This is a genomic window from Enterococcus sp. AZ103 (assembly GCF_051714685.1).
GTDB lineage: Bacteria > Bacillota > Bacilli > Lactobacillales > Enterococcaceae > Enterococcus_A > Enterococcus_A alishanensis.
Window position 1 is genome coordinate 876,681 of the sequence record NZ_JBIOSI010000001.1, and the last position, 26,119, is coordinate 902,799.

A 26,119-nucleotide genomic window follows, 5' to 3' on the forward strand; every position below is an offset into this window, starting at 1 on the left:
GATGGAATTTATGTTGGATACAACCAAGCTTAGTTTAATTGAAAAATATATGAAAGTTGCCCCAATTCAAGGAATCACCTCAACACCGAGCATCATCAAACGAGAAGGAAAAATTAATTTTTTTACCCATATGAAAAAAACATTGGAATTGATTGGTCCAGAACGCACCCTGCATATGCAAGTACCAGCAAAAAACAGTGAAGGAATGATTGCTGATGCCAATACAATTTGGCAAGAAATTGATCCAACTGTTTATGTCAAAATCCCTACGACTGAAGCAGGTTTTGTAGCTATCAATTATTTGAAAAGCCAACAGCGGGATTGTCGGATTACGGCTACTGCTGTCTACACCAAAATGCAGGCTTTTTTAGCGTTAGAATCAAAAGCGGATTATATTGCTGTCTATTCGAACCGTTCTGAAAATATCGGTGTGAACCCTTTTGACATTATTCATTCCGCTAGAAAATATGTTGACAGTAATCACTTAAAAACTAAAATTATGGCCTCCAGTATAAAAAATGTCAGTCAGGTTACCGAAGCAATCGACCACGGTGCTCATGCTGTAACTTTCGCTCCCGAAATTTTAGTCAGTAGCTTTAAGCTGGCTAGTGTAAAACAGGCAGTTGATGAATTTACGGCAGACTGGGTGGACTTATATGGGGAAGAGTGGATTTAATCATATTTAGGCAGATAAGAGACAACCTCTGGAGTACCGCCCCAGAAGTTGTCTATTTTTTTAATCATTATAGGTATATGGTTGATTTTGAATTCTACAAAGCGGGTAGAGAAAATTTGAGTTCATTTGCTGGAATTGTTGTTTCAGTAATGTGCTGTATTTTTAGATTGAGCAAATATTTTATTAGGATATACTCATAGGTAACATTTTTTGTTTTTTAGAGAATCCTAATCTACAAAATTTTTAGAAGCGCTAATTAATGTAACTTTTGAATGGATATTATATAGATCCTCTTAGTTAGAAGCATATTTAAAGAACGCTATATGAGCCTGATTAATTAAGTACGATACCATGTAACATCTTATCCCAAATGGTACTTATGTTAATATTCATTGAAAAAATTTAATTGCTAATCTAATATTGACAAAACGGTTTTAAAAGGCCTAAGATGTTAATCTAATAGCAAAAGGGGGTTGATTATGATTAAACTACAGAAACCAGTAGCTGATCTTAAAGAAATCATTGTTAAAAGCGTTTGGTTTGGATTTATTGCAGGTATGATATCAGGTATGGTAAAAATTGGATGGGAGAATATTTTGCCTCCAAGAACTATTGCACGAAATATGACAAATCCACCACAACATTTGGCTGAACAAATTGGTATTCCTTCCGATATAGTACACTCATTTTTCTATTATTCAGAAGACCAAAAAGTATTTTGGTTCACATTAATACTTCATTTTTCATTTGCGATTGGCTTCTCTATATTGTTTGTTTTCATTTCACAATACTGGTCAAAAATTGGACTTTGGCAAGGTACGTTATATGGGGTAGCACTGTGGGTTATCTGGCATATCATTCTAATGCCTGCACTTGGAACAATTCCCGCTCCATGGAACCAACCATTTGATGAACATTTATCGGAGTTTTTAGGTCACATTGTATGGGGTTGGTCTATAGCGTCAACTGTATACTATCTTATTGCAAAAGACAAAAAAGGAAATCTTGACAACATTTAAATTTTAACTAGTGATAAAAGTGTTACTTATGTATAGACGCATAAGTAACACTTTTTAGTATGTTTGCAGTGATTTTTGTTGTCACTTTTAAAATTATATTGCAATTTTTTCAACTACTAAATTGTACAAATGCAAAAAAAATTTCCTTTGTCATAATTTTATATCCTTTCATAAACCCTATTATTGTCTATTTAGAGCGTACCCATAGGTGACGCTTTTTATTTAATCAGTAAAATTGCTATAAGGGCTTATATCGAATTTTTTTAATGTAACTTTTGAGTGCATTTTAATTATGATTGAAACTGTCCGTTATAGGTATGCCCAAGGGTGAGAATTTTTATTTTTTAAGAGAAAACTATTGTATAGCATTTTTTTTAATTTTATTATGTATATTATGGATGTATTTTAAATAGAAATGTCAACAATGGAGGTAATTCAATGCGAATTTTTATTGATTTATGTGGTTTTTTTGGTATGTGGAGTTTATTTTCATTTCCCTTATATCAAGCTGTATTGGAATTATCTGAAAATTTTTTAACATTTGAAAAAAACTACCAGAAGAATTAAGAGAAAAAAAGTGTCCCCTATCTATTGGATACTACCACCTTTAAAAATACATTTAGAAAAACAGAGATCAAAGCAGCTATTAAATGCGATGAAATTAAGTGATGAAGATACTAAGAAAGTATGGCTATTCCTAGATAAAGCAACTGCATGGTTTTATGTTTCGCTAGCAGGATTTTTCAATGCAATCTACTTTACTTATGACTTAATGAACTCTTTTTTCAAGAGGAATTTTATTCCTTATCTTATAGTAGTTATTATCTTAATGTCTTCCCTTTCAATTTTAAATGTTGTTTATAGGACAAGTAGTAAAAGAATGCAAAATAAATATGAAACATTTTCCACTAAAACTAAAAATTAGTGGAACTTTTATTCCTTGAATTTGCATTTATCCAACGTTACACAAACACATTATGTAATGTTGGTGCTTAAGTTTGAGTCATTTTACATTATTTTTAATTGTTATTTAAAATAGTGTAAGATTTACGTTTGATTTTTATAAGTATTTTTGAAGTTGATTTATCACAATGGTTATTTAGTTAGCCTGTTTATAGGTACCATAGCTGCGAAAAAAAACTTGCACAGATATCTACTCTTTTCAGGAGAAGGTATTTGTACAAGTTTTTTATTTTTCTTCACTGCTTTTTAACTTGGTATAGTGAATACCAAGTATAAATCAATATACACTATTTAAAAGCAAATATAACGCTAGCTTATATTGGTATGTTAACCAAAATTCATATTAATTTCAATCTTTTTTCAAATAAAAATAATTGTTAGTTGAAAATTAACAAATAAATTTGATTTTTTTTGTTTTTTTAATATTTTTAACAACCGTCAATTAAGCCGTCAAAAAAAAGGAGTGTTTTTAATGCCTAAACGAGGCGAAAATATCTACAAAAGAAAAGACTTACGGTGGGAAGGCCGATATAAAAAAGGGATCAAAGAAAATGGGAAAATCCATTATGGCTATATTTATGGACGCAGCTATAAAGAAGTAAAGGAGAAGCTTTATTATTACAAATTGACTTATCAAAAGGTCTGTCAACAAAATGGGTTAAGTGCGCAATCCTATGAAGAATGGATATATCAGTGGCTAAAAGAACGAAGAAAGACGCTAAAGGAAAGTACCTATGCCACATATTTTTATAAGTTAAAGCATTATGTCTTCTTTCATATAGGGAATATTCCTTTAAATCAGTTAACAAAAGAGAGTATTCAACAAGTTATTGATACCTTAAGTGACCAAAACCTTGGCGCTTCAACCATTCACGTTATCTATCAAATTGTTAAAAAGAGCTTACAAGATGCTCTTACAAAAGGAAAAATTAATCAACAACCTTGTCATCATATAGACTTACCAAAAAAACAAAAAAAGATGATTCGATCTCTGTCTACTGAGGAAGAAGAAAAGGTTGAAATTGCTGCCAAGCAACTACCCCTGTCTAAGGGATTACCTATTATTTTAGCGCTAAATACTGGGTTAAGGATTGGAGAAATATCAGCTTTAAAGTGGTCAGATATCGATTTTAAGGCAAAAACACTTCGTGTTACTCAATCTTACCAACGGGTTCCTTTACAACAGGAACAACAGAAAACAACTTTATTATTTACATCGGCAAAGAGTGCACAATCAATACGGGTTGTTCCTATCGGTCGAAATCTTTACAAATGGTTAAAAAAGGGTGCACGAAAAGCAATGGGACCTTACGTTTGTTCCTCTCGGGAACTACCTCAAGAGCCTAGGCAAATTACTTACTATTTCCACCAAATTTTAACGAAATGTGACTTGAAAAATATTCATTTTCACCAATTGCGTCATACTTTTGCTACGAGGTGTATTGAAGCTAATGCGAGTATCACAGCAGTAAGTGCAATTCTTGGTCATGCATCTACTCAAATGACCCTGGATGTCTATACTGATGCAAATTTAAAAAGTCGCCAACAAGCAATCTTAAAAAAAGAACAAATCGCCTAACGTCATTTTTCTTCAATATTCATTTAAAAAATGAAATGAGAAAACTGAGGGGGGCTTTTTTTGTTTTTTTTTAGATTCTTCCTCTTTTAAGACTGTGACATTTTCCGTTTATGTTATCGCTAGCTTTCAAGATAAAAAGTACCTCGTTATTCCGTAATAGCCGTCAATGGTCGTCAATGAGCTTATTCAAAAACTATTGATATCAAGGTTTATAGTCTTGTGCTTGGTATTCACTATACCAAGTACAAATTAATATAAACGAATATGTTGATTATCTTTTTTAAGAATGAAAAAAATTGGAAAGGGGGGTGCAAAGGTGAGAGTCCTTATTATAACAAATAATATAGAAAATGAGATGACTCTTCATGAGCAATTAAATTGATTGAATCATGATATATATATAACTCGTGATTTATATGTAAATTTGTTGCAGAGTGGAAGATTTCCATATTGGAACAGTAATTTTCCAATGATTGTTATTAGTGAAACAACTTCAAAAAAGGAAGCTCTGGAAATTCTTGAGTACATTATTAGTTGGGAAACTATCTGTTTATTAAAAACAGATGAAGTATTAACTATTGAGGAAGAAGGAATTCTATGTGATGGCGGCTTTGATGCTTGTATTTCAACTCAAGGATTTTTTTCAGAACTTAGAGAAACAATATTTAATTATTCGACAAAAGAAAAAAAGAGATAAATATTCAAAAAAAGCAGTTAATATTACCTTTTAAAAATTTCCAAGAGCAATTGGCTCCCAAATATCAACAAATTATTTCTGTATTATTAAAAGCTAGCGGTAGACCTATTAGTAAAAAAAAGTTGTCGAATGTATTGTGGCATAAATGTACAAATGCTGCTTTAAGTCAACTCTCATTACGAATAGGTAAAATTAATCAAAAGATTTCTAACGAATACGGTATTGAAATTGCTATCCAAACATTATGGGGTAAAGGGTATTACTTTAACGATTTATTCTACAACACTATAGTTAAAAATTGATACTTATAGTAGACATACTTGTATTTGATAGATTTTATATTGACAGTTATATTACTCGTCAAGAATATAAAAAAGGAGATTTTAAAATGAAGAAACAAATATTTTTATTTTCTACATTAGCATTCTTAGGAATCGCTGGTTCGCTTCCTGCAACAGCCTTAGAAACAAATCCCAATGAACAAACAAGTACTGAAACAGTATCTTCATCCAGGAATCGGGTATCAACAAATTTAGAAAGTTCTGACGACTCATCTATTCAACCTATGGAAGAAACAGAATCAAATTCTATAAAAGATTACACATCTGTTAATATGTTTTCAGAAAATATCAGTACTTTGGATAGTCCTTTTAGGCCTAATGATTCTAATAATAACATGTTAACTTACAAAACAGTATTGATTAATTCGAGTAATTCTGGAGAAGTGATTCCTGCAGGAACTAAAGTATCTATAAATTTTTCTTCTCCATCTGACAGTATAGCCCCTGTATCGTTTAGAGGTATTCAATCTAGTGAGTCTCTGAAGGGCTATTTCTCTATGTCAGGCAGCGGAAATTCCTATGAATTAACTATTAATCAAGACTTGTTGCCTGGTGAGTATAATATTTTTAGTTATTTCGCAATAAATAATCCAGGATGGAATTGGGATGGTCTGAATAATTCTTCCGATCCCGCAATTTTTACATCAGATGTTACCTCCAATTTAATCGACTCGCAAAACTCTATTGTTGCTAACGTCCCTATCACCCCAGCCACAATATATATAAAGCCTGTACCAAATTCTCCTGTGGGTGGTCTAGCAGGTTTTATGAATGGTGGATATAATAATACCAATGTAAACAGTGATGGAACTATAGGTGTTGAGAATGGTTACCCAACAAATTTCATAACTTATAACAATGGTGTAGAGTGGTTTAATCCATCTGTCGATAAGGTCAATGGTAAATATTATCAAACTTTTGTTGGAGCGTATTTACCTGCTCAATTAGGAGTAGGTAATCCAATCGGATTGAGTCAAGGACAAATAAGTTTTACCTTTGACAAACCTGTTGACCAAAATAGCCTACGTTTAAATTTAAGTTCATTCGATAAAGGTGATTCTAAGGATATAACGAAAGAACCTGGTGTCAATTTATCAATTAGTAATGATAAAAAAAATGTAACGGCTGAATTCAGTCAATATATGCAAAATAGCGCTCCATTTTTAATTAACCAATGGAGAACTGTAAGTTTAATGGTTGCTGTGCCAGTCGATGATATTAATACTATAGTAAATGGAACTTTTAACTTACAATACCCGAATGTTAATTGGAATTCCAGTTTTAAAGGTGCTTTTACTAATCCAAATAGTAATGACTCTAGTTATCCTTACTTTAGAGGAAATAATGCTACCGTCTATACTACAGATAATCCTTATAATCCATTGACTGATGTTAATTCTTACGTTGGATATAAAAATAACAATGATAACATGACAATCACAAATTTAAACGGATATCCCATTGATGGAGTAAGCCCTGATCCAGGAGTATATACGATTGAATATAAATCAACTAATAAGGATACTTCTGGAAAAGAATTCGACACTACTTTTTCACGAAAAATAACAGTTATAGAAGATAAATCGTCTATTTCGGGAGAAAATTATACAATGTTTATTGGAGATAAAGATGCCACTATATCTGATTTTAAGGCTTCAGCTACTGATAAAGACGGCAATGCTATTAATGTTACTGCGGATCTTTCTTCAATTGATTTTTCTAAAACAGGTTCATATGATATCATTCTTACAGCCTCAGATGGACAGACAAAGACTGTTAAATTGATTATTGAAGAAAAGGAGAATCAATTAGTCCCAATTTATAGAGCATACAATCCAAACGACGGTGATCACTTATATACTATTAGTGAAAAGGAATATGACTGGATTACAGGGCTAAAATGGTCTGCAGAAGGTATTGCCTTTAAGAGTGTCCTTTCTGACTATAAAGATGCTGTTACAATATATCGCTTATATAATTCAAATAGTGGCGAACATTTTTACACTTTAAGCGAAAAAGAATATAACAATGTTGCTTCTAAAGGATGGACAAAAGAAGGTATTGGATTCTATATGGTTCCTAAAGAAAAAGGAGAAGCTGTCTATCGAGTCTTCAATCCAAATGCAACGGGTCCGGGCTCTCACCTCTTTACTAGTAGTAAAGAAGAAGCTGCTTGGTTAGTTGGACTTGGTTGGAAAGATGAAAAAATTGCTTTTTATAGTCCTAAATAACCTCTATAAGTGATGTGATCTCGATTAATACTAAAAGCCCTGGATGCGTTTGCTACCAGGACTTTTCTTGTAAGTGCCAATTAGTCTAACAGATACTGAATCCATAAATCTTGAATTCTAAAGAATTGTAAATAGCTATATTTTGTGAAATGAAAATTTTGCAAGTAAGTCTTATTGTCAAGATCAACAAATTATTGCTGTGAAAAAAGCTATACTAATAAAAATATGTAGTGAAGGGTCAGAAACTTAAAAAGTTTTTGACCCTTTAATTTTTTCTTAATATACTTGATTTTGAACGGTGTCAAAAATTTATATTCAGAAAGAAAGTGGGAATTTTATCGATTTATGGGTATTCTAGAGTAAGTACTAGTAACCAAGACTATAAAACACAGATTGCAAAACTAGAAAAAGCTGGAGCAACTGAAATTTTCAGTGAAAAATATACTGGAACGAAAAAGGAAGGGAGAAAAGAGCTAGAAGAGTTAATTTCTGTTGTGAAAAATGGCGACCAAGTATTAGTCACTAAGATAGATCGTCTTGCAAGAAGTATTGTTGATTTGAATGAAATAATTTCTTCTTTCAATCAATCTGGTGTCACCGTCATATTCTTAGAAAATTCATTGATATTTGAACCCAATAAAAATGATTCCATGCAAACATTGATGATGAATATGTTTGGCAGCTTTGCACAGTTTGAAAGAGACTTAATTGTTACACGCACCCAAGAAGGAAAACAATGGCAACATGCGAACAACAAATATTACAAAGAAGGACGCCCTAAAAGAGTTATAACAGAACGATACAAGCATGCACTTGAGTTAATGGAATCAAATAGTATGAGAGAGGTTGAGAAGAAAACCAATATTTCATTGTCTACGCTAAAAAGGATTAAAAAGCAGGCAAGAGAAGAGGCTCTAAAAAATAAATAGTTTTTATAGAAAACTATTTATGATAAAAAAAGCTATTCTACTATATAACACGATAACACGGAAAAATTTAGTAGAAGGTTGAATAGATGCAAATTGAAATCGGTGAATCGTATGACGTAAAAGATTTTTTTCTGAAAAATAATCAGAATTTAAAGATGTATCTTTATTATTAATTCCGGCTCAAACTTTTTTTCTTAAATAACAGATGCTAAAAAAATATTGAATAACTCTAAATAATATTAAGGTAAAGATTTTAATTTGGTATAATTTAAACAAGAAGTCTATTAGGATGTGATTGAATGGTAACGGTTGTTATTATATTGAATATGTTGGTTTTAGGAATTGTTTTTTTTATATGGATTGTAGTACGTACTTTAAGCAATTATAGTATAAACAAAGTTTTTATTGACCGACAAAAAAAATTTAAAACTGAACATCAAATGTCAGATCAAGATCTTCGTTTATTTCAACAAACTATGGAAGAATTAAAAAAACAAATTATATATATTGAACAAGTAACTAATATGAATAATCATTTAAAAAAAATAGAAAAAAAAGAAGCCGGGATAGTGTCAGCTAAACAGATTTTTCAAGAGTTAATGAATGAACCTAAAGATCTAACTAAGTATGGGGATTTCATCTATAAAAAATTACCTAGTATGGAACATGCTTGTTCCAAATTAATGAATATTGAAGACTCAAACCTGAATACACCCGAGATAAAAGACTCAAAGAATAATATTTTGCAGACCATTAATTTTATTTCGTCCAGTATTACCGATGATTATGAACGTTTAGTAGAGGAAGATTCTACAGAAATCGCATTATCTAAGAAAGTAATTGGTGAGAAAAAGTGAGTAAAAAAAATTTTCATAAAGAATATGATAATTTGTTCGATATGCAAGATAACAGAGCAAAAAAACAAAATCGTGTGTTCAAAATTATCTTGTCAGTAATACTAATATTAACTTTCGTAGAGTCGGTATTTGTAAAAATAGTTGAAAGTCACGATGATACTAACAGCGAGTACACATATACTTATCCATTAGAGGAGGCGGGCATAAAAACTACAGGAACAATAGATTACAGTAAGTCTTTATCAGCAACCATTAAGGATAATACATTTATTTTTAATCGAGGTTACCAACTAACTATAATGGGAGATTGGGATAATTCTACCAATAAAAAGGCTCTGTCTTTATTGCCTGAGGATAATGATGACCCGGATTATGTTGTCACTAAAACAATCGCTGACTTAACATTTTATGAAGGACGTTACGTTTCAGACTACGCCACGATTTCTCTTTCGGGCAATTTACTGCATTCATTTAGGTTTTCTGATCTATTCAACAAAAAATTTGTCAATATTTATCCCCAGAAAAATTTAGATGACGTTTTAACAGGATATATATTCTATTCTGAAAGTAAAGAAGATTCTACAATTTATCGTTACTTCTTATTTCCGGATAAAACAGGTATTTTGATAGAAGGTTTTACTGTTAATGAACCACTAAAAACGTTAACAAATAAAAGTAACTTTGAAGAATTTACAAGTGCTTTCCCTAAAGACTATAAATTTTTAAGTGAAGATTTTATATTTGAAAAGAGCAAGATACAGGTAACTTCTAGTGAGGTATTTGATAGTGAATAATAAGAATTTTCATGCTGAATATGATCAGATGTTTATCAAAAAAAAACTTAACAAGAGTAAAAACAAGTATCGGTGTGTTCTTATATTCTGCGTATTAGCCTTTTTGAATATGATACTTTTAATGGTTTTCAATAGTACTGGCAAAGAAGAGGCAACGCAAAATAAAGAGGCGAGTACCTCAAGTACAATAGAAAGCGATTTTAAATCTTATACAGTTCCAAAAGAGATATTCCTTTTAAAAGATAATAATATTCGACCGAATGGACCTATTGATTATAACCTTCCACTAAGTGTAACATTTCAAAATGAAACAATGATTTTTAACCGTGGTTATGAAGTTAAAGTTAATGGGGATTGGGATACCACATATACAGATAACGAACAATCTGTTCTACCAGGAGTTGATACTGACTCATTAGTGGATTTAGCAACCTTGACGTTCTATGAAAATAGAAATATGACATATATTGTAAATGTAAATATAACAGGGGATATGGTAAACGGTGTAGTTTCTTATGAACACTCGAATAAAGATTTTATGAAATTATATCCTCAAAATCAAATTGAAGATGTACTAACTGGCTATATTTGTAAATGTATGAGATCAAGTACATATGCTTATTACTTCATACAAAAATACTTTATTTTTCCCGACGGTACTGGATTTATGATAGCTATAAATATTTCAAGCGAACCGAATAAAAAAATAAATAAAGATAGCACTTTTAGGGATTGGAATAATGCCTTTAAAAGTGAATTTAAATTTATGGATAATACTTTTTTGTTAAGTAAAACAAATTAATAACTAGATGATCAATTAACTATAGATACAACGTCCTCATCAAAAATAGACAATCACTCACTACTCCCGTTTTAAACGAGAGTTTTTTTATTTCATACTAAAGAGGTATATCATTTAACTGAATATTTCCAGCATACTCATAGGTAACGCTTCTTTATTTTTTTTAAGACTAGTTTGAAAGGATTTTTCAAATCTCCGTCACTTTAAAAGGTAATTCACTAAAATTTTAAGTGATAAATTTCATAATAATAGCTCTTGCCTCATCAGAAACAAGAGCTGTTATTAGCGGGTTAATAGACTTTTATTCATCATAAAAAATAGACTACATAATGTTATACCAAGTAAGTCTCTATAAATTGAAGCCAAACTCAAAACAGGAATCTAACAAAAAACAGTTTACGGTTTTAATATTAAACTAAACTTTTCGGTACCTTTTCATCCCTATAATATTTACGAATGTAAAAACAATGATGAATACAGACAGAATACTTAAATCAAACCGAATATAGCTCCATCCTTGCCCCTTTAACATAACTGAAGATAAGGCGTCTGCTTCATAGGTTAGAGGGAAGATATAACTCAATCCTTTTACCCAACTAGCCATTGAATCTAGTGAAATAATGCCCGAGAAGAAGATTTGTGGAATGACTACAATTGGTAGAAATTGCATCATTTGAAATTCTGAGCTAGCAAATGTAGAGACAAAAATACCTAAAACTAATGCTGAAAAGGCAATTAGAATGTTAGATAAAAAGACCCAGCCAATGTTTCCAGCGACATGAATATTTAGGATATATAATGAGAAGGAGACAATTAGTAAAGTTTGTAAAATAGCAAAAACTCCGTATCCAGCTAAATATCCTAGAATAATTTCGCTTCTTCTGACAGGCGTTGCCAAAATTCGCTCTAATGTACCTGAAGTTCGTTCTTTTAAAAGAGCAATCCCTGAAATTAAGAATACAAAAAAGAAAACGAAGAAACCCATTAAAATTGGGAATATTTTATCAAAGAAACTAGTACTACTATTTCCATAGATATAAGAGTTATTAACTGAATAACTTGTGACAGAATACATTTGTCCTGTAACAAGAGCTGCTTGTCGCAGTTCGATGGTCATTTCTTTGATGGTATCCTTTGTAAGGACATTAGATAAAATAGTTTTGACTGCTGTGGTTTCACTGGGGTCACTATTTTCATAAGAGACTTTGATTGTAGAATCTTTTACACTGATAAAAGCAGATAGGTTATCCTCCGTTGCTTTCTTAGAGATATTCGTATCAGTATTATATTTTTTTATTTTTACATGGTCAGTTTTTTTTAAATTATCTGTAATAACTGTAGGGACGCTTTGATCAACACCAATTGTAACGGAAACATCACTACTGGAGGTAAATAAAACATTCATCAAGGTTAAAATGACTAAAGGGGCGATAAACATTAAAGCAAGTGTCCGTTTATCTCTGAACATTTCTTTTAATACTCTTAAAAAAATCGCTTTAAACCGAATCATTTTACTTTCACCTCTGCTTTTAAAAAGACATCTTCAATTGTATCTACGTTGAATTGTGCCTTTAATTCTGTAGGTGTCCCTATAGCAAATACTTGTCCGTCAATAATAAGTCCTACTAAATCACATTTTTCAGCTTCGTCCATCACGTGAGTTGTAATAATGATTGAATTATCTTCACTCGCAATTTTCCGTAACTGATTCCAGATTTCAACTCTCAGGCTAGGATCAATACCGACTGTGGGTTCATCTAAAACTAGTAATTCTGGTTGAGCAAGTAACGCTGTTGCTAAGGAGAGTCTTCGCTTCATACCACCAGAGAAATTTTGAACTAAAACATTTTCAGAGTCAGTAAGATTTACTAAAGATAGATTTTCCTGGATAGCCACAGTGAGATTACTTTTTTTCAACCCCATAAGTTTGCCAAAAAATTGAAGATTTTCTTTGGCAGTTAAGTTTTCATAAAGGGCATCACTTTGCCCCATATATCCAATTTTTTCTAAAATTTTCCGATTAGGCATCGTGGTATTAAATATTTCTGTCGATCCTTTATCCAATTTTTCCATACCCATCATACATTTAATTGTCGTGGTTTTTCCTGCACCACTGGGACCAATTAACCCTACAATTGTTCCTCTTTCAACCACAATTGAGACGTCTTGTAATACGGTATGTTTGTTAAAGCTTTTATGAGCATGCATCATTTCAGCAATAATTTCATTTGACATTTGCTTCCCTCCAATTTAATGAACACAGTGTTTATTATCTTGTGCTCCTTGAAGTATAAACTTATTAAATCGAATTTCAACTAACTAAATTGGATAATAGACATATCAAAAAAAGTGATTACTTACTATGAAAAAAATAACCGCTATGCGGTTATTTAGACTAAATCAAAATTCAAAAATTTATTGAGAATTAAAACGAGCTCCTCTGGAGAATCTTTCTGCCCATCATTTACCCATTCTTGTAAGAAGCCAAATAAAGCATTACTCAAAAAAGTGATAAAATATTTTCGTTCTAACTCAGTTTTGACCTGAAGACTTAAGTGAGGTAACACATTTTTTATGGCATTTTCTTTAAAAAGGTTCTTCACTTGCCGCTGTATGTCAGGAGATCCGTTATCAGAAATTAATAAGGCTAACAGTAAACCGTCTCCCTTAAGAAAGTTCATCATGTATAACATCAGTTCAGCTTTTGGCCGACCTTCTTCTGAAAATACTTTTAGCTGTTCGTTGGTGTGGTCTATTAATTCTAACTGATACTTTTCTACTAAATCGAATTTATCTAAATAGTGTAAATAAAAACCACTACGACTCACTTCAGCTTCTTTGCAAATATCCTTAACAGTAATTTGAGCAAAAGATTTACTTTTCAACAATGTAATCATAGCGCATATAATTCGATCTTTAGTGCGATAAAAACGAATATCCTTCTCATTCTTCATATTAGTATCTCCTTTTAGTGGGCAATTTAATAGAATTGTTCATTATACATTCCAGATTCTTAAAATATCTTTACATCTGTCTATACTGCAAAGGGTACAAAATAAAAAACACCGTGTCTACTAAAAGTACTTTGTAAAATATAGAGAGTACTTATCATTAAATTTATAACCAGTAATTGGCACTATGTTGATGCAGTTTTTTTTCTTTTTAGTTTTTAGATTAATTATATTTGGATAGTCTTTAGATTTTAGACAATAATAGAATTTATAAGAGATGATAAATTATGACTAAAAAATATTTTGTGTAATTTGGCGGTTGAAATAAGTGTAAAATAACTTTAAAAGTGACAGTAAAATAGGGTTCTTGAAAAAATATAAAGTGCCGCCCATGGGTATACCCACAGGTGCCGCTTTCATTTTTTTTTATTATTTTTATTGCTTTTTCTTTTGAAACAATATTTCAGATAAATTTTTTATAACCACTTAATATTTAACCAGTGTTATACTAAAAATATCCTTTAGTAAAGAGAGGCTGTTGAGAATGTGTACAAATATTAAATTAACCGCAAAAAATAATGATATTTTTTTTGGACGTACAATGGATTTAAATATGTCAATGTTTGGAGAAGATCCAGGAATAGATCTTGATGTAAAAATCGTATCTATGCCGAGTGGAACTACCGTAGAGAGTCAGCTAAAACCTTGGAAAAGTAAATATGCTACATTAGGTATATGTACCAAAGATACTGCCATCATGTATGACGGTATTAATGAGTATGGGTTAACCGGTGATTGCCAAGTATTAGTAGAAACAACTAGAAGTAAAACTTCTGAAATTGAATCTTTAGGGAAAATCCCCGTAATTGGCGAGGAGTTTGTAACATATATACTAACTAATTTTAAAAATGTACAAGAAATTCGGAATATATACTCAGAATTTATGTTGACAGAGCAATCATTTGTATATAAAGGAAATGACTTACAATTTCCTTTGCATTATGCTTTTATTGATAAAACAGGCGATGGCATCGTTTTGGAACCAGTAATATCTGGAGGTTTTAAATTATATGACTATATTGATGTGATGACAAATAGTCCTGAATATGATTATCATACTGTTAATATTAGAAATTATATAGGTTTAGAAAATACCGGAGTATCAGAAAAGAAGATCAATAATCAGTTGGCACTGAAACCTATCGAAAATGGCACAGGGTATGGTCTCCTAGGGATTCCTGGAGATTATACTTCACCGTCACGATTCATACGTAGTTTCTACTACAAGAATATGATAGATAGTTTCGATACAGACAAAGGTATCAATACTTTATACTCGATTTTTAGACCACTAATAATCCCTCGTGGATTAGAACACGCACATGAAGATAAACAAATGACAGATTATACGCGTTACTGGTCAGGATACGATGTTAATAATCAAACTGTTTATATACAAACTGGTGAAGGTTTGGCTATTACCTCAAAAAAAATGGATACATCATTAAAAGAAATAACTTATACAGATATTCAATTAGATGATCATGTATATATAAAATGATGAAATAATTGTCCGATAACTAGCTATTTTTTTCATGGATATCTCAAACCTTTAAGTGAATCCATGTAAATGTGGCAGCTCAAAGAAATTAATAGTTCTTATAGAATTGGTCTATTAATTTTTTTGGAAGGAACACTCAGAAGGAATTAAATCAGATAAACCAACGACAAGACAAATAGATGTGCCAGTTGAATTCGAAATTTTTTTCATTTAAAAGTGTTGATTTTGGGTGTTTATTATGTTGTTTAAGTACAAATAAATGAAGTATGTTATTATTATTATTAACGCTTACAAAGGAGGGGTTTTATGAAAAAGTTTGTATTAGGATTAGGACTGGTATTAGGATTAGGACTAGGTATAATTTATAGTTCACCAGCAGAAGCAGAAGAATTAGGGTTAGAAAATTTACTACTTAGAGTTTATAATCCAAATTCGGGGGAGCATTTTTTCACAGCTAGTTACGATGAAGCTAATTGGTTATCATCTCAAGGGTGGACTGGTGAAGGTACAGCTTGGGCAATCCCAGATAAAGGAGACGAAGTATATCGATTATATAATCCAAATGCAGGTGATCACTTCTACACAAAAAATTTAGTTGAATATGATTGGTTAAGTAAACAAGGATGGGTACAAGAGGGGAAATCATTTTTAAGTGATACACGAGACGATGTTCCAGTATATCGTAGTTATAATAAAAATGCTCTTGCTGCAGGATCACATATGTTTACTACTGAAAAATTTGAACATGATGGACTTGTTGCTGCAGGTTGGATTAATGAAGATGTTCAATTTTATGCAGAATCAGCATATTCCCGCCTGGATAAAAGAGTTGCTTATTGCGACGAATATATAAAAGAATCAGACTATGCAGCGTCTGATTATGCAGAATTTAAAGTTGCCTTAGATTCTAGTAAAACACTATTGAATGGTTCCAATTCAACGGTAGATGATTTAAATCAAGCGGAAAAGGATTTATATAATGCTATTGTGAAATTAAGAGAATCGATAGCTATTGAGGAATAATCTATAAAAGAACTATCCATTTATTATGGATAGTTCTTTTTTGTTAGAAACTTTATTTGGAAAATATTTGTTGAATTTTTTTTAGTTTAAATTACATTTGACCAACGTTATACCACCATGTTGTGTAACGTTCATTGAAAGGGAATGATTTTGTTAAAAGTGACTAAGATAACTACCACTAATAATGAACTAAATAAAGCTAGCAGAAGGAAAAAAATACCGCATAAAATTTTATGTGGTGTTTTTTCTAGTTAATTATTTAGCACTGTAGAATGCGATACCTTCATCTTTCCATCCCTGGTTAATTAGCCAAGTTGATTCTTCTTTGCTAGCGGTGAATAAGTGAGATCCAGGACCAGTTGCATTTGGATTGAAAACACGATAGACAGTATTCCCTTTTTCTTTAGGAACCATATAGAATCCAACTTGTTCTTTTGTCCAACCTTTTAAGGCTACATTATTATATTCACTTTCACTTACAGTATAAAAATGTTCTCCAGAATGAGAGTTGTAAAGGCGGTATACTGGAATAGCACCTTCATAATCAGAAAGGACACTTTTAAATGCAGTTCCTTCAGCATTCCACTTCAACTCAGTAATCCAATTATATTCTTCTTGACTTAACGTGTACAAATGATCTCCATCATTTGTATTATATGACCTTAATACAGGTATTAACCTAGTACCTTCATCATTATTTTGTACCATAACATTCATAGTTTTATCTAAAACTGCACCTGAAGGATAATGCAAACGGTAGATCACTTTATAATGTCCTGGTTTAGAAGTATCTACATCATTGTAGATAGCAGTAAAGTCATTACCGTAAGGTACTTCTTCATTATCACGATAAGCAGTAGCATAATTTTCTGGATAAAAAATATCTCCAATATTTAAGGTGATACTGTCATTAAGCAAGTCTATACGATCATTATTTTGCACCATAACATTCATAGTTTTATCTAAAACTGCACCTGAAGGATAATGCAAACGGTAGATCACTTTATAATGTCCTGGTTTAGAAGTATCTACATCATTGTAGATAGCAGTAAAGTCATTACCGTAAGGTACTTCTTCATTATCACGATAAGCAGTAGCATAATTTTCTGGATAAAAAATATCCCCAATATTTAAGGTAATATTATCATTAGGCAAGTCTATAAAGTCTTTATTTTTATCGACTGTCCCAGAATCCAGTGTCTTTTGTTCTGCAAAAGCAGGAGTTGAAAAGATAAACTGTGGAAACAATAATACAGAAATCAAAAGAACATGTAAGTATTTCATAGCACACTTCCTTTCATATGATTAACATAATATAACACAAATAACGAAAATTATTTATTTATTTTCTTATAAATTCTTTCATTTAATGAAGTTTAAAAGATAGTCATATCTGTTAATGAATAACATTAATTTATTAATTTATATAAATTACGATAGATTGAGGAATTTTTTATTTTTTAAATAATAACTTCAGAATTATTTATTATTTAAATTTAGTATATGACAACTTAAAGTAATTCGATTGTGTTACAAAATTTTAAAATACATTAATTTAAAAACTAAAAGAACAAAATATAACCGAAAAACTTCTGAAAAAGAGATACCCCAACATTACACAAGTAAGTTGTGTTAACTACAGCCAAAATTATTGATTAATATATCAGCTGATTTATTAATCCTATTGACTATTTCTCAGTTCCCATTATACTTTTTGGAAACGTTTAAAAAAAGGAGTGTCATTATTATGGAAGAAACTTACAATAAAGAGTCAACCAAAAATATTGAACTATTCTTTTGGACAGAGTCGTTCAAATGTTAAATCGTGATTTCCCTGTATTCATGATTGTGTGAGAATTTTCTGTTTTGTTCCCAGTTAAACTAAGACTACAATAAAAAATAGAAATCAACAGGACCATGAATAAGAATAGTAAAGTAACTGGAAATTTTCTTTTTAATCTACCCGTGGTCGATTTGTTAAAATTTTTATACTTATTAAAGGACAATTTTTTGACAAAAATTTAGAGGAGGCGACAATGAAATCAAAACATTCTATTTATTCATTATTTGATTTTATTTTAACTATTTTTTGGATAATGCTTTTTATATTAAATTTAGCCAGAGTAATTGATTTAAGTTTATTCCCATACAATCTCTTAGACATGGTGATTACTTTATATTTTATTATTAGCTACCTTACTAGATTCTTGATGTCTGAGAAAAAAAAGGAGTTTTTTTTAGAAAATATATTTGATTTAGTTGCTATACTCCCATTTAATTTACTTACTGGCAATCTCTTATTCAGCACCAATAGAATTTTTAGAATCATTAATTTAATGCTTAAGTTAGGGAAAAAAAAGAATAGTTTTTTGTATGAAAATGTTTTTATATACGGACTTTATGCAAGTGCTTGTATTATATTTGTCGGTAGTGGTTTTTTTAGCTTTTTTGAAAATAAAAATTATGGAGAAAGTATTTGGTGGAGTATTGAAACAGTAACTACTTTGGGTTATGGAGATATTATTCCAAAAACAGCCTGGGGCAAACTAACTGCTTCAATAACTATGCTATTTGGATTAGGTTTTATCAGTTTGATTACTTCGACGATAACAAATTATTTTAGTAAAAATAAGATACACAAAAAACATTCTTCTGAAATAGAAAAATTGCATGAAAAAATTGATTATCTTACTAAGCAAGTTGAAATTCTAACAAATAGTAAAGAGAAAAAAGATTAACTGGTGGAGGATTGGTAGAACAATTTCAGCAATATGTTGGAGATTACGGAAGATACTTTAGACAAATCAAAATTAACAAAAATATAAGAATAGAATAAGCAAAGCTTTTCTTTACTCAGTCATTGTATTGGCATTAACGTAAGAGAGTTGAATTTGCCAAGAAAAACAATTCATGCCATTAAAGAAAGAAGCTACTAGTTATTAGGTGATATTTATGAATAAATTACTGAAAATGAGATTACTTACTGTTACAAATAGTAATCCCGATTGGTCAAGTAATAAAGAGGAATTACAAAAAATATAAAAATCTAGTTGAACTTTTATTTGATTCAAGTCATCCCCTTCCGTCAATTAAAAATGATTGGGCTAATTTCAAACGTAGTGATTTTCTGTTTTTATTGTCATTAGGTTATGATACAAAATATATACCAGAAATATATGTAGTAGGATCTCAAAAAATAAACCTTTGGAAAAAAATTAAGGTTTACATGGTAAAACAAAAGATGAAGTTGTCAAAGTGAGAAAGCAGAAAATACTTTCTGATTATGACATAAATGTTGGATGAGACAATATGCAAGCAACAGATTAAGGAACACATGTTGGCATTAATGGATCAAGATGAAATTAGATTAACAATAAAATACTAGTAAAGAAAATCTATTATTGACTGTTCTTCTCTACTTCCTAAGAATCAAAAAAATGGGAGAAACAAAGGATATCCGATTTTTTATTTTCAATTAAAAAATTACTTATTTAGCATGGTTACTAAGTAAATCCAATTATGATTAGACGTAAAAATTATTTCGGAGTATTATAGACCTACAAATAAAGAAAGCGGTGTTTATTATGACGGATTATGAAAAAAAAGAAGAAAATGTAGCCAATAATGTGACTGACACAGTAGTTAAATTAGATAGTGAGTTGGATAAACTTAATTCACTTAATGAAGATACTAGCAAGGAACATGAATTTAAGAAATGGTATGCAGAAAAGAAAGCAATTCATGAAATTAAACATATTTTATATGATGCTGGTAAATATGATAAATATGATGAAGATGAAATGAATAAAATCGATACTTTTTTTGAAAATTTGAAGTGACATTGAGCTATAAATGTTTACTTATACATTAATCATAGCTTTTTATAAAAGGACGGATGTTTATGAAAAACCGAACTAAAATTAGTATAGGAATTGGTTTACTGGCAATAACAGGGGCATATGCTACAGTTAATTTTTCTGAAAAAATATTAGGGAAAATTGAGAGTGAAGTAACTCGTTACAAAACAAAAAAAGTTGTCAGAGATAAATTTAACAATAATGAAAAATTATTAAATATTGTTGATGATTTATCTGATAGTGAATTAAATTCTCTTAACCAAATTGCTAAAGATGTAAAAAATAGTAGAGAAAAAGTAAAACAAATAGGAAAGAAAATTAAAGATACTACGGGAAATGTATTGTAATCATAAAAATTCAAATCTTTTTCGGAGTAGAGCATTCTACTTCGATTTTTTATTTTTCTATTGAATTTAATTCCAATTATCAATAGCAATTTATAACTAGTTACTTTAGCTATGTTTCAAAGCACAGCCTGTGATTATAAATGTAATAAGTTAGAAACTAACCGTTCAATATCACCTGGGAAAAATAGTCAAATTATCAGTTTCAATTTTATATTCTGAAATTTAAAAAATCAAATTAGAACATATATTACAAAAAAGGAGAAAAAATGAGAAGAAATTTGAATCTTATTGGACAATGTGCACTGTCTATTATTAGTACGACCATAATCATTATTCCATTTATGCTTTTTATTCAGTTAAGCAATGGATCTAACTGGAGTACTATACTTCCCTTCATTCTTTTTTATATTTTTAGGATGACAGGTATTTTTTTTATTCGTGGAATAAAAACTACGTTGAATAGTTATAGCCTTTTGAAAATCTCTTTGATAAGCGGGCTACTGGGATGTATTTTTAGTGTATTGGGTAGCACTTATTTTCCCATGTACATTTTAGGTGGATTTTTTTTAGGGCTAAGTGGAGCGTGGCTACCACCTTCAAATACAAGTTTAAATATTTATTTAAAAAAACAGAATGAAAAACAAAAAAGTAGCAATATTATATCACTGATTATGATTGCGATATTAGGCATTACTATGTTCTCACCCATAAACTTTCGTTATAGTTTGTGTTTCTCATTCTATGGTTTACTGTATATCATCTCATTATATATGGTTTATCAGTATTCAGGATATAAAATAGCATCCCACGATTTAGAAGAATCCAAATATAGCTATTTAGTTTTATTTTTTAGTTTCTTATTTCTATTATTTTTGTTACGATCTAGCAGACTAATGCTAAACTCAGAGGAATTTGATTATTTTATTTATGGATATATTTTTTTAATTATTTTAGGTGTTATAAGGTTATTTATTTTTAAATCTCACGAGGAAAAAAGACTACCGCGTTCTTTATCTTTTTTAACCATAATTAATGGATCATTGGGAAATTATTTATTTTTATTTTGTTCCTTATACGCTAGTGGATATTATGGAAGAGAGGCAGTAGCTTTTAAAGTGTATCTCCCTTATGTTTTAGGCATGTTTTTAAGTACTTCAACAAAAAAATTCATCTTTAAAAATATGAAAAATTATTCATTGTTAGGTGTGATAGTGGGATTGGTAACTATTTTAGCAACTCCCTTTTTTTCATTGGGAATTTTTTTAATTAGCTTATTTAAGAGTATTTTAAATTCTTGGTTGACAATCCAGTATAGTGAAACAGAGTCTCTACCTATGGATAAAAGAATATGGGTAAAATATACAATTCAAAATATTGGTAGTATATCACATCAGTTTATTTTAATGATATTAGCGTCTGTAATTTTGACCAGTGACAAAAAGACTGTAAAAGAATTTTTTATATATAGCAGCAGAGCAGTATCAACTCATAATAGTATGGTGATTATGCAATCGTGGAATCATATTGCCACTGCACTGATATTATTGCTAGTTGCTATGTATTATTTGATCATTTTAAAGATACAGTATTCTACAAAAGATATCCTTTAGTTTACGTCAAAAATTAAGTCAAATAGAAAGTCTATTTCATTGTTCAAATTAAAATATTAGCTTAATTTGAATTCCTTTAAATTTTTAATCAAATTAGTTGAAAAATCAAAAATATTAATATAGCAGTATTCACGAGTAGCTTAATCTCTCGTGGATACTGTTTTTTCAATAGTAACTATACGTCGAAAAACATTCCAATTTTAGACACAAAAAAATTGGATTTAGTTACTAGAATAATATATAGAAGTACTTTATATTTTGGACAAATCTCAATGTTTGTCTATTTAAAAAAATCGAAAAAAAATGTAAAGTACTCTTGTATCCAAGTCTAAAAAAATAATTCTTTTAAAGGAATGATGACAAATGTATTACTCAAATGGAAACTATGAAGCTTTTGCACGTCCAAAAAAACCTAAAAAAGCTGATAAGGTATCTGCCTACTTAGTTGGTTCTGGACTGGCTTCACTTGCAGCAGCAGCATTCTTGATTCGTGATGGTCGTGTGGCTGGAAATAGAATTCATATTTTCGAAGAATTGAGTCTTGCCGGAGGCTCATTAGATGGTATTTACAAGCAAGAAAATGGTTTCGTTATACGAGGTGGTCGAGAAATGGAAAGTCACTTCGAATGTCTTTGGGATCTCTACCGTTCCATTCCTTCATTAGAACAGGCAGATGCTTCTGTTTTAGATGAATTTTATTGGTTGAATAAAGAAGATCCCAACTCTTCGCATTGTCGTTTGATTCATAACCGGGGAGAACAAGTAGCTACCGATGGTCAATTTTTATTAAGTGAAAAAGCCATAAAAGAAATAATTGCACTTTGCTTAATGGAAGAAAGTCAGCTACAGAATAAAAAAATTAGTGAGGTCTTTTCTGATGATTTTCTTACTTCAAATTTTTGGGCTTATTGGTGCACAATGTTTGCCTTTGAAACTTGGCATTCAGCAATGGAAATGCGCCGTTATTTAATGCGGTTTATCCACCATATAGACGCTTTAGCTGATTTTTCATCATTAAAATTTACTAAATATAACCAATACGAATCATTAGTATTACCTCTGTTAAGCTTTCTAAAAAAAGCTGGTGTTCACTTCCAATATAATACGCAAGTGGAAAATATTTTAATTAAATCAGATAAAAGCGGTACAAAGCAGGCGCAACAAATTCTACTAAAAGTAGATGGATTTCCTGAAACAATCGATTTAACTGAAAATGATTTAGTTTTTATTACTAACGGTTCTATTACTGAAAGTTCAACATATGGCGATAATGATACTCCTGCACCTATTTCACATAAGCTAGGTGGTAGTTGGAACCTTTGGAAAAAACTAGCAGCGCAAGACATAACTTTTGGTAGACCAGAAAAATTCTGCGAAAATATTCCAGATGCTGCGTGGGTAGTTTCAGCTACCATTACTACATTGGATAAAAAAATTGCACCTTTTATTGAAAAAATAAGCAAACGAGATCCTTATAATGGAAAAGTCGTTACTGGCGGAATTGTTCACGTAGAAGATTCAAATTGGAAATTAAGTTATACGTTAAATCGTCAACCACATTTTAAAGAACAACCAAAAGATCAACTAGTCGTCTGGTTTTATGCACTGATATCTGATACTGATGGAAACTATACAAAAAAAACAATCACTGAATGCACAGGTAATGAGATTGCAGCTGAATGGTTATATCACATGGGAGTTCCTAATGAAATGATCAACGATTTAGCGATCCATTCATGCAACACGATGCCTTGCTACATGCCTTATATTACTTCTTATTTTATGCCGCGTGCAAATGGTGACCGACCACTAGTTATTCCTGAAGGATCTAAGAATTTAGCCTTTATCGGAAATTTTGCAGAAACAAAACGAGATACTGTTTTTACTACTGAATATTCAGTTCGGACAGCTATGGAAGCAGTGTACGGTTTATTAGAGGTGGATCGAGGTATTCCTGAAGTTTTCGCTTCTTGCTATGATATTAGAACATTGATGAAGGCTACTTATTATTTAAATGATCAAAAGAAATTAATTGATCTAAAAGTTCCTTGGTTTACAAGTCTAGTGGAAAAGCATGAACTAAAAAAAATTAAAGGTACATTCATTGAAGAATTATTAGAAGACAGTGGTTTGTTATAATACTAAGTAATCTTTAGTGTATAAACAAGCATCGATGTGTCCTTCTATAAAAAAGATTACTATCTAAAAAGTAGATCAAAATGAACAACCGAGAAGGATTTTTCTTTTCGGTTTTTTTAAAAGTAACAGGGAATTTTTTTAAAAAAATTATTGATGGATTGGGCAGCCTCCCATGTATTTAACCATTCAAACTGTAATATTTTAATCTTCCACAGTTAAAAAATACAATCACATGATAGATTATTATTACTTTTAGTTCTCGTTTGAAACGAGAACTATTTTTTTCAAAACAAACATTAGTATACTTTTTCTAATTACAGTGGTTACCCTTCCCATTCCCAAAATTAACACTTTTTATTCCAAATAAAGCATTGCCAATACGGATTTATTCTATTCTCTACAATGTAACTCATAGGTGTATATTAAATAATAAGTAATTTCTCTTTTTTGTTCAGATTACTGCCATAGGAGACATTCAAAAAAGTAAGCTTTTAGAATTGAAACTACTGACTAGATTTCTAGAGATCTCTTATGGGTGATAATTATGGTTTATATTATTTTAGAAGATAGAGATTTTTGCGAGATATAATATTTAAACAAATACCCAAGGCAAAAGATAGGATTAAATAACTAGTTCCTCCATAACTTACGAAGGGTAATGGTACTCCTGTCATAGGAATTAATCCTAAGACGCTTGCGACATTGATACTAGATTGGATAAGTATCAGCGTCCCAAATCCAATAAGTACTAAGCTCAGTTGCTGATCTTTGCATTGAATGGATTTCTGAAAAATCCTTAAGCAAACTACAAAAATTAAAAATAAGACAAATATAGCGCCTAGCAACCCCAATTCTTCACTAATAATTGAAAAAATAAAATCTGTCTCTGCTTCTGGTAGATATCCCTGCTTAGTAAGACTATTGCCTAAGCCAAGTCCTAAAAAACCACCATTATATAAAGCATAGTAAGAATTAGCCATTTGATATCCGTATCCATGCTCATCTAAGAAAGGATTGTGAACTATAGAAATGCGATTATAAGCATGAGAAAAAAATGTTGGCAACAAATTGTTTTCGCCTAAAATTAATACAATAGTGGCTATTAAAATTATCCCCATTAAAAATAAGCCTATCCCTATTATTCCTTTTTCAACAGGAATTGCTGCCGCCCAAATGATTACTGCGACTATCACTATAATCATAAATGCTCCAGAAATTTTAGGTTGCAATAATACTAAGCCAGTAGCTAACCCTGTAATAATAAATGGTTTAGTCAATTTTACATTGGTAATATTTTTATTTTTAAAATAACTTGCTAAATATAAAATTAGAAATATAACAATGATTTCAGATGGTTGAAACTGAAATCCCCCTATCGAAATCCATCTCTGTGCGCCATTGACAGTTACAGCAAAAAAACCGACTTTTACCATAATTAAAAGGAGAAATGAAACTATTAAACCTCCCTTAATAAATAGTGGGTGTAGCAAATACTCAAGCTTTATAAAAAAGGTTACCCCTATTATTGTCAAACTTATTATAATAAATATAAATTGCCGATATAATAAGCTTAGCGAGTATTCATCTGTGACCATCAGTCTATAAGAACTGGCACTATAAATTTCTAAAAGCCCAATTACAGATAAAATAAAATATGGAACTAAAATAACAAGGTCAATTTTTCTATTCTTGATCATTCAATTTCTCCTCCTAAAACGATAGTTAGGTGGAATTGATAACCAA

Annotated in this window: 23 protein-coding genes; 18 read left to right on the plus strand and 5 right to left on the minus strand. The window is 30.6% G+C overall.

Annotated elements, in window-relative coordinates; translation table 11 throughout:
• Position 1: 1 nt before the first annotated feature.
• From ID741_RS04415 to ID741_RS04465, 11 genes are all read left to right on the plus strand, one after another.
• Complete coding sequence (locus ID741_RS04415) at positions 2 to 676, plus strand: fructose-6-phosphate aldolase (protein WP_438719181.1); 675 nt, start codon at positions 2 to 4, stop codon at positions 674 to 676.
• 479 nt (positions 677 to 1,155) lie between these two features.
• Positions 1,156 to 1,695, plus strand: a complete 540-nt coding sequence (locus tag ID741_RS04420) for a YagU family protein (protein WP_218327336.1) — start codon at positions 1,156 to 1,158, stop codon at positions 1,693 to 1,695.
• 438 nt (positions 1,696 to 2,133) lie between these two features.
• Positions 2,134 to 2,262, plus strand: coding sequence for a hypothetical protein (locus tag ID741_RS04425; RefSeq protein ID WP_438719182.1), 129 nt, complete (start codon positions 2,134 to 2,136; stop codon positions 2,260 to 2,262).
• An 868-nt stretch (positions 2,263 to 3,130) separates the two neighbouring features.
• On the plus strand, positions 3,131 to 4,237 hold the full coding sequence (locus tag ID741_RS04430; protein ID WP_438719183.1) for a tyrosine-type recombinase/integrase: 1,107 nt from the start codon (positions 3,131 to 3,133) through the stop codon (positions 4,235 to 4,237).
• A gap of 469 nt (positions 4,238 to 4,706) precedes the next feature.
• Positions 4,707 to 4,934, plus strand: coding sequence for a hypothetical protein (locus ID741_RS04435; protein WP_438719184.1), 228 nt, complete (start codon positions 4,707 to 4,709; stop codon positions 4,932 to 4,934).
• A gap of 50 nt (positions 4,935 to 4,984) precedes the next feature.
• A complete protein-coding gene (locus ID741_RS04440; RefSeq protein ID WP_218327734.1) occupies positions 4,985 to 5,236 on the plus strand; it encodes a helix-turn-helix domain-containing protein in 252 nt (83 codons plus the stop codon).
• 86 nt (positions 5,237 to 5,322) lie between these two features.
• Positions 5,323 to 7,506 carry a hypothetical protein gene (locus ID741_RS04445; protein WP_438719185.1) on the plus strand — a complete coding sequence of 728 codons (2,184 nt, stop codon included), beginning with the start codon at positions 5,323 to 5,325 and terminating at the stop codon, positions 7,504 to 7,506.
• Between the two features lie 311 nt (positions 7,507 to 7,817).
• Positions 7,818 to 8,435: a recombinase family protein gene (locus ID741_RS04450; RefSeq protein ID WP_438720448.1), complete on the plus strand. Its 618-nt coding sequence runs from the start codon at positions 7,818 to 7,820 to the stop codon at positions 8,433 to 8,435.
• A 299-nt stretch (positions 8,436 to 8,734) separates the two neighbouring features.
• Positions 8,735 to 9,292, plus strand: a complete 558-nt coding sequence (locus ID741_RS04455; RefSeq protein ID WP_438719186.1) for a 5-bromo-4-chloroindolyl phosphate hydrolysis family protein — start codon at positions 8,735 to 8,737, stop codon at positions 9,290 to 9,292.
• Positions 9,289 to 10,086, plus strand: coding sequence for a hypothetical protein (locus tag ID741_RS04460; protein ID WP_438719187.1), 798 nt, complete (start codon positions 9,289 to 9,291; stop codon positions 10,084 to 10,086). Before ID741_RS04455 ends, ID741_RS04460 begins: the two co-directional genes overlap by 4 nt.
• Entirely contained in the window at positions 10,079 to 10,888 is an 810-nt protein-coding gene (locus tag ID741_RS04465; protein ID WP_438719188.1) for a hypothetical protein, read from the plus strand. The genes ID741_RS04460 and ID741_RS04465 overlap by 8 nt, the downstream gene beginning before the upstream one ends.
• 415 nt (positions 10,889 to 11,303) lie before the next feature.
• On the opposite strand, the gene ID741_RS04470 is transcribed toward ID741_RS04465, so the two are convergent.
• From ID741_RS04470 to ID741_RS04480, 3 genes are all read right to left on the minus strand, one after another.
• Positions 11,304 to 12,398 carry an ABC transporter permease gene (locus tag ID741_RS04470; protein ID WP_438719189.1) on the minus strand — a complete coding sequence of 365 codons (1,095 nt, stop codon included), beginning with the start codon at positions 12,396 to 12,398 and terminating at the stop codon, positions 11,304 to 11,306.
• Positions 12,395 to 13,123: an ABC transporter ATP-binding protein gene (locus ID741_RS04475; protein ID WP_438719190.1), complete on the minus strand. Its 729-nt coding sequence runs from the start codon at positions 13,121 to 13,123 to the stop codon at positions 12,395 to 12,397. Before ID741_RS04475 ends, ID741_RS04470 begins: the two co-directional genes overlap by 4 nt.
• A gap of 155 nt (positions 13,124 to 13,278) precedes the next feature.
• Positions 13,279 to 13,842, minus strand: a complete 564-nt coding sequence (locus tag ID741_RS04480; protein ID WP_438719192.1) for a TetR/AcrR family transcriptional regulator — start codon at positions 13,840 to 13,842, stop codon at positions 13,279 to 13,281.
• 541 nt (positions 13,843 to 14,383) lie between these two features.
• Between ID741_RS04480 and ID741_RS04485 the strand changes: the two genes are divergently transcribed.
• Positions 14,384 to 15,400: a linear amide C-N hydrolase gene (locus tag ID741_RS04485; RefSeq protein ID WP_438719193.1), complete on the plus strand. Its 1,017-nt coding sequence runs from the start codon at positions 14,384 to 14,386 to the stop codon at positions 15,398 to 15,400.
• 306 nt (positions 15,401 to 15,706) lie between these two features.
• On the plus strand, positions 15,707 to 16,423 hold the full coding sequence (locus tag ID741_RS04490) for a hypothetical protein (protein ID WP_438719194.1): 717 nt from the start codon (positions 15,707 to 15,709) through the stop codon (positions 16,421 to 16,423).
• Positions 16,424 to 16,678: 255 nt separating this feature from the next.
• Here the strand turns inward: ID741_RS04490 and ID741_RS04495 are convergent, their stop codons facing one another.
• Positions 16,679 to 17,707, minus strand: coding sequence for a hypothetical protein (locus ID741_RS04495; RefSeq protein ID WP_438719195.1), 1,029 nt, complete (start codon positions 17,705 to 17,707; stop codon positions 16,679 to 16,681).
• Between the two features lie 752 nt (positions 17,708 to 18,459).
• On the opposite strand from ID741_RS04495, the gene ID741_RS04500 reads away from it, so the two are divergent.
• The 5 genes from ID741_RS04500 (at position 18,460) to ID741_RS04520 (ending at position 24,376) form a co-directional block, all read left to right on the plus strand.
• The gene (locus tag ID741_RS04500; protein WP_438719196.1) at positions 18,460 to 19,161 is read left to right on the plus strand and encodes a potassium channel family protein; all 702 of its coding nucleotides are present in this window, start codon (positions 18,460 to 18,462) and stop codon (positions 19,159 to 19,161) included.
• A gap of 846 nt (positions 19,162 to 20,007) precedes the next feature.
• Positions 20,008 to 20,262, plus strand: coding sequence for a hypothetical protein (locus tag ID741_RS04505; RefSeq protein WP_438719197.1), 255 nt, complete (start codon positions 20,008 to 20,010; stop codon positions 20,260 to 20,262).
• Between the two features lie 62 nt (positions 20,263 to 20,324).
• The gene (locus tag ID741_RS04510) at positions 20,325 to 20,627 is read left to right on the plus strand and encodes a hypothetical protein (RefSeq protein ID WP_218326705.1); all 303 of its coding nucleotides are present in this window, start codon (positions 20,325 to 20,327) and stop codon (positions 20,625 to 20,627) included.
• Positions 20,628 to 20,893: 266 nt separating this feature from the next.
• On the plus strand, positions 20,894 to 22,237 hold the full coding sequence (locus tag ID741_RS04515) for a hypothetical protein (protein ID WP_438719198.1): 1,344 nt from the start codon (positions 20,894 to 20,896) through the stop codon (positions 22,235 to 22,237).
• Between the two features lie 363 nt (positions 22,238 to 22,600).
• Positions 22,601 to 24,376, plus strand: coding sequence for an oleate hydratase (locus ID741_RS04520; protein ID WP_438719199.1), 1,776 nt, complete (start codon positions 22,601 to 22,603; stop codon positions 24,374 to 24,376).
• A gap of 554 nt (positions 24,377 to 24,930) precedes the next feature.
• Here ID741_RS04520 and ID741_RS04525 read toward each other — a convergent pair.
• The gene (locus ID741_RS04525; protein ID WP_438719200.1) at positions 24,931 to 26,073 is read right to left on the minus strand and encodes an FtsW/RodA/SpoVE family cell cycle protein; all 1,143 of its coding nucleotides are present in this window, start codon (positions 26,071 to 26,073) and stop codon (positions 24,931 to 24,933) included.
• Between the last annotated feature and the right edge of the window lie 46 nt (positions 26,074 to 26,119).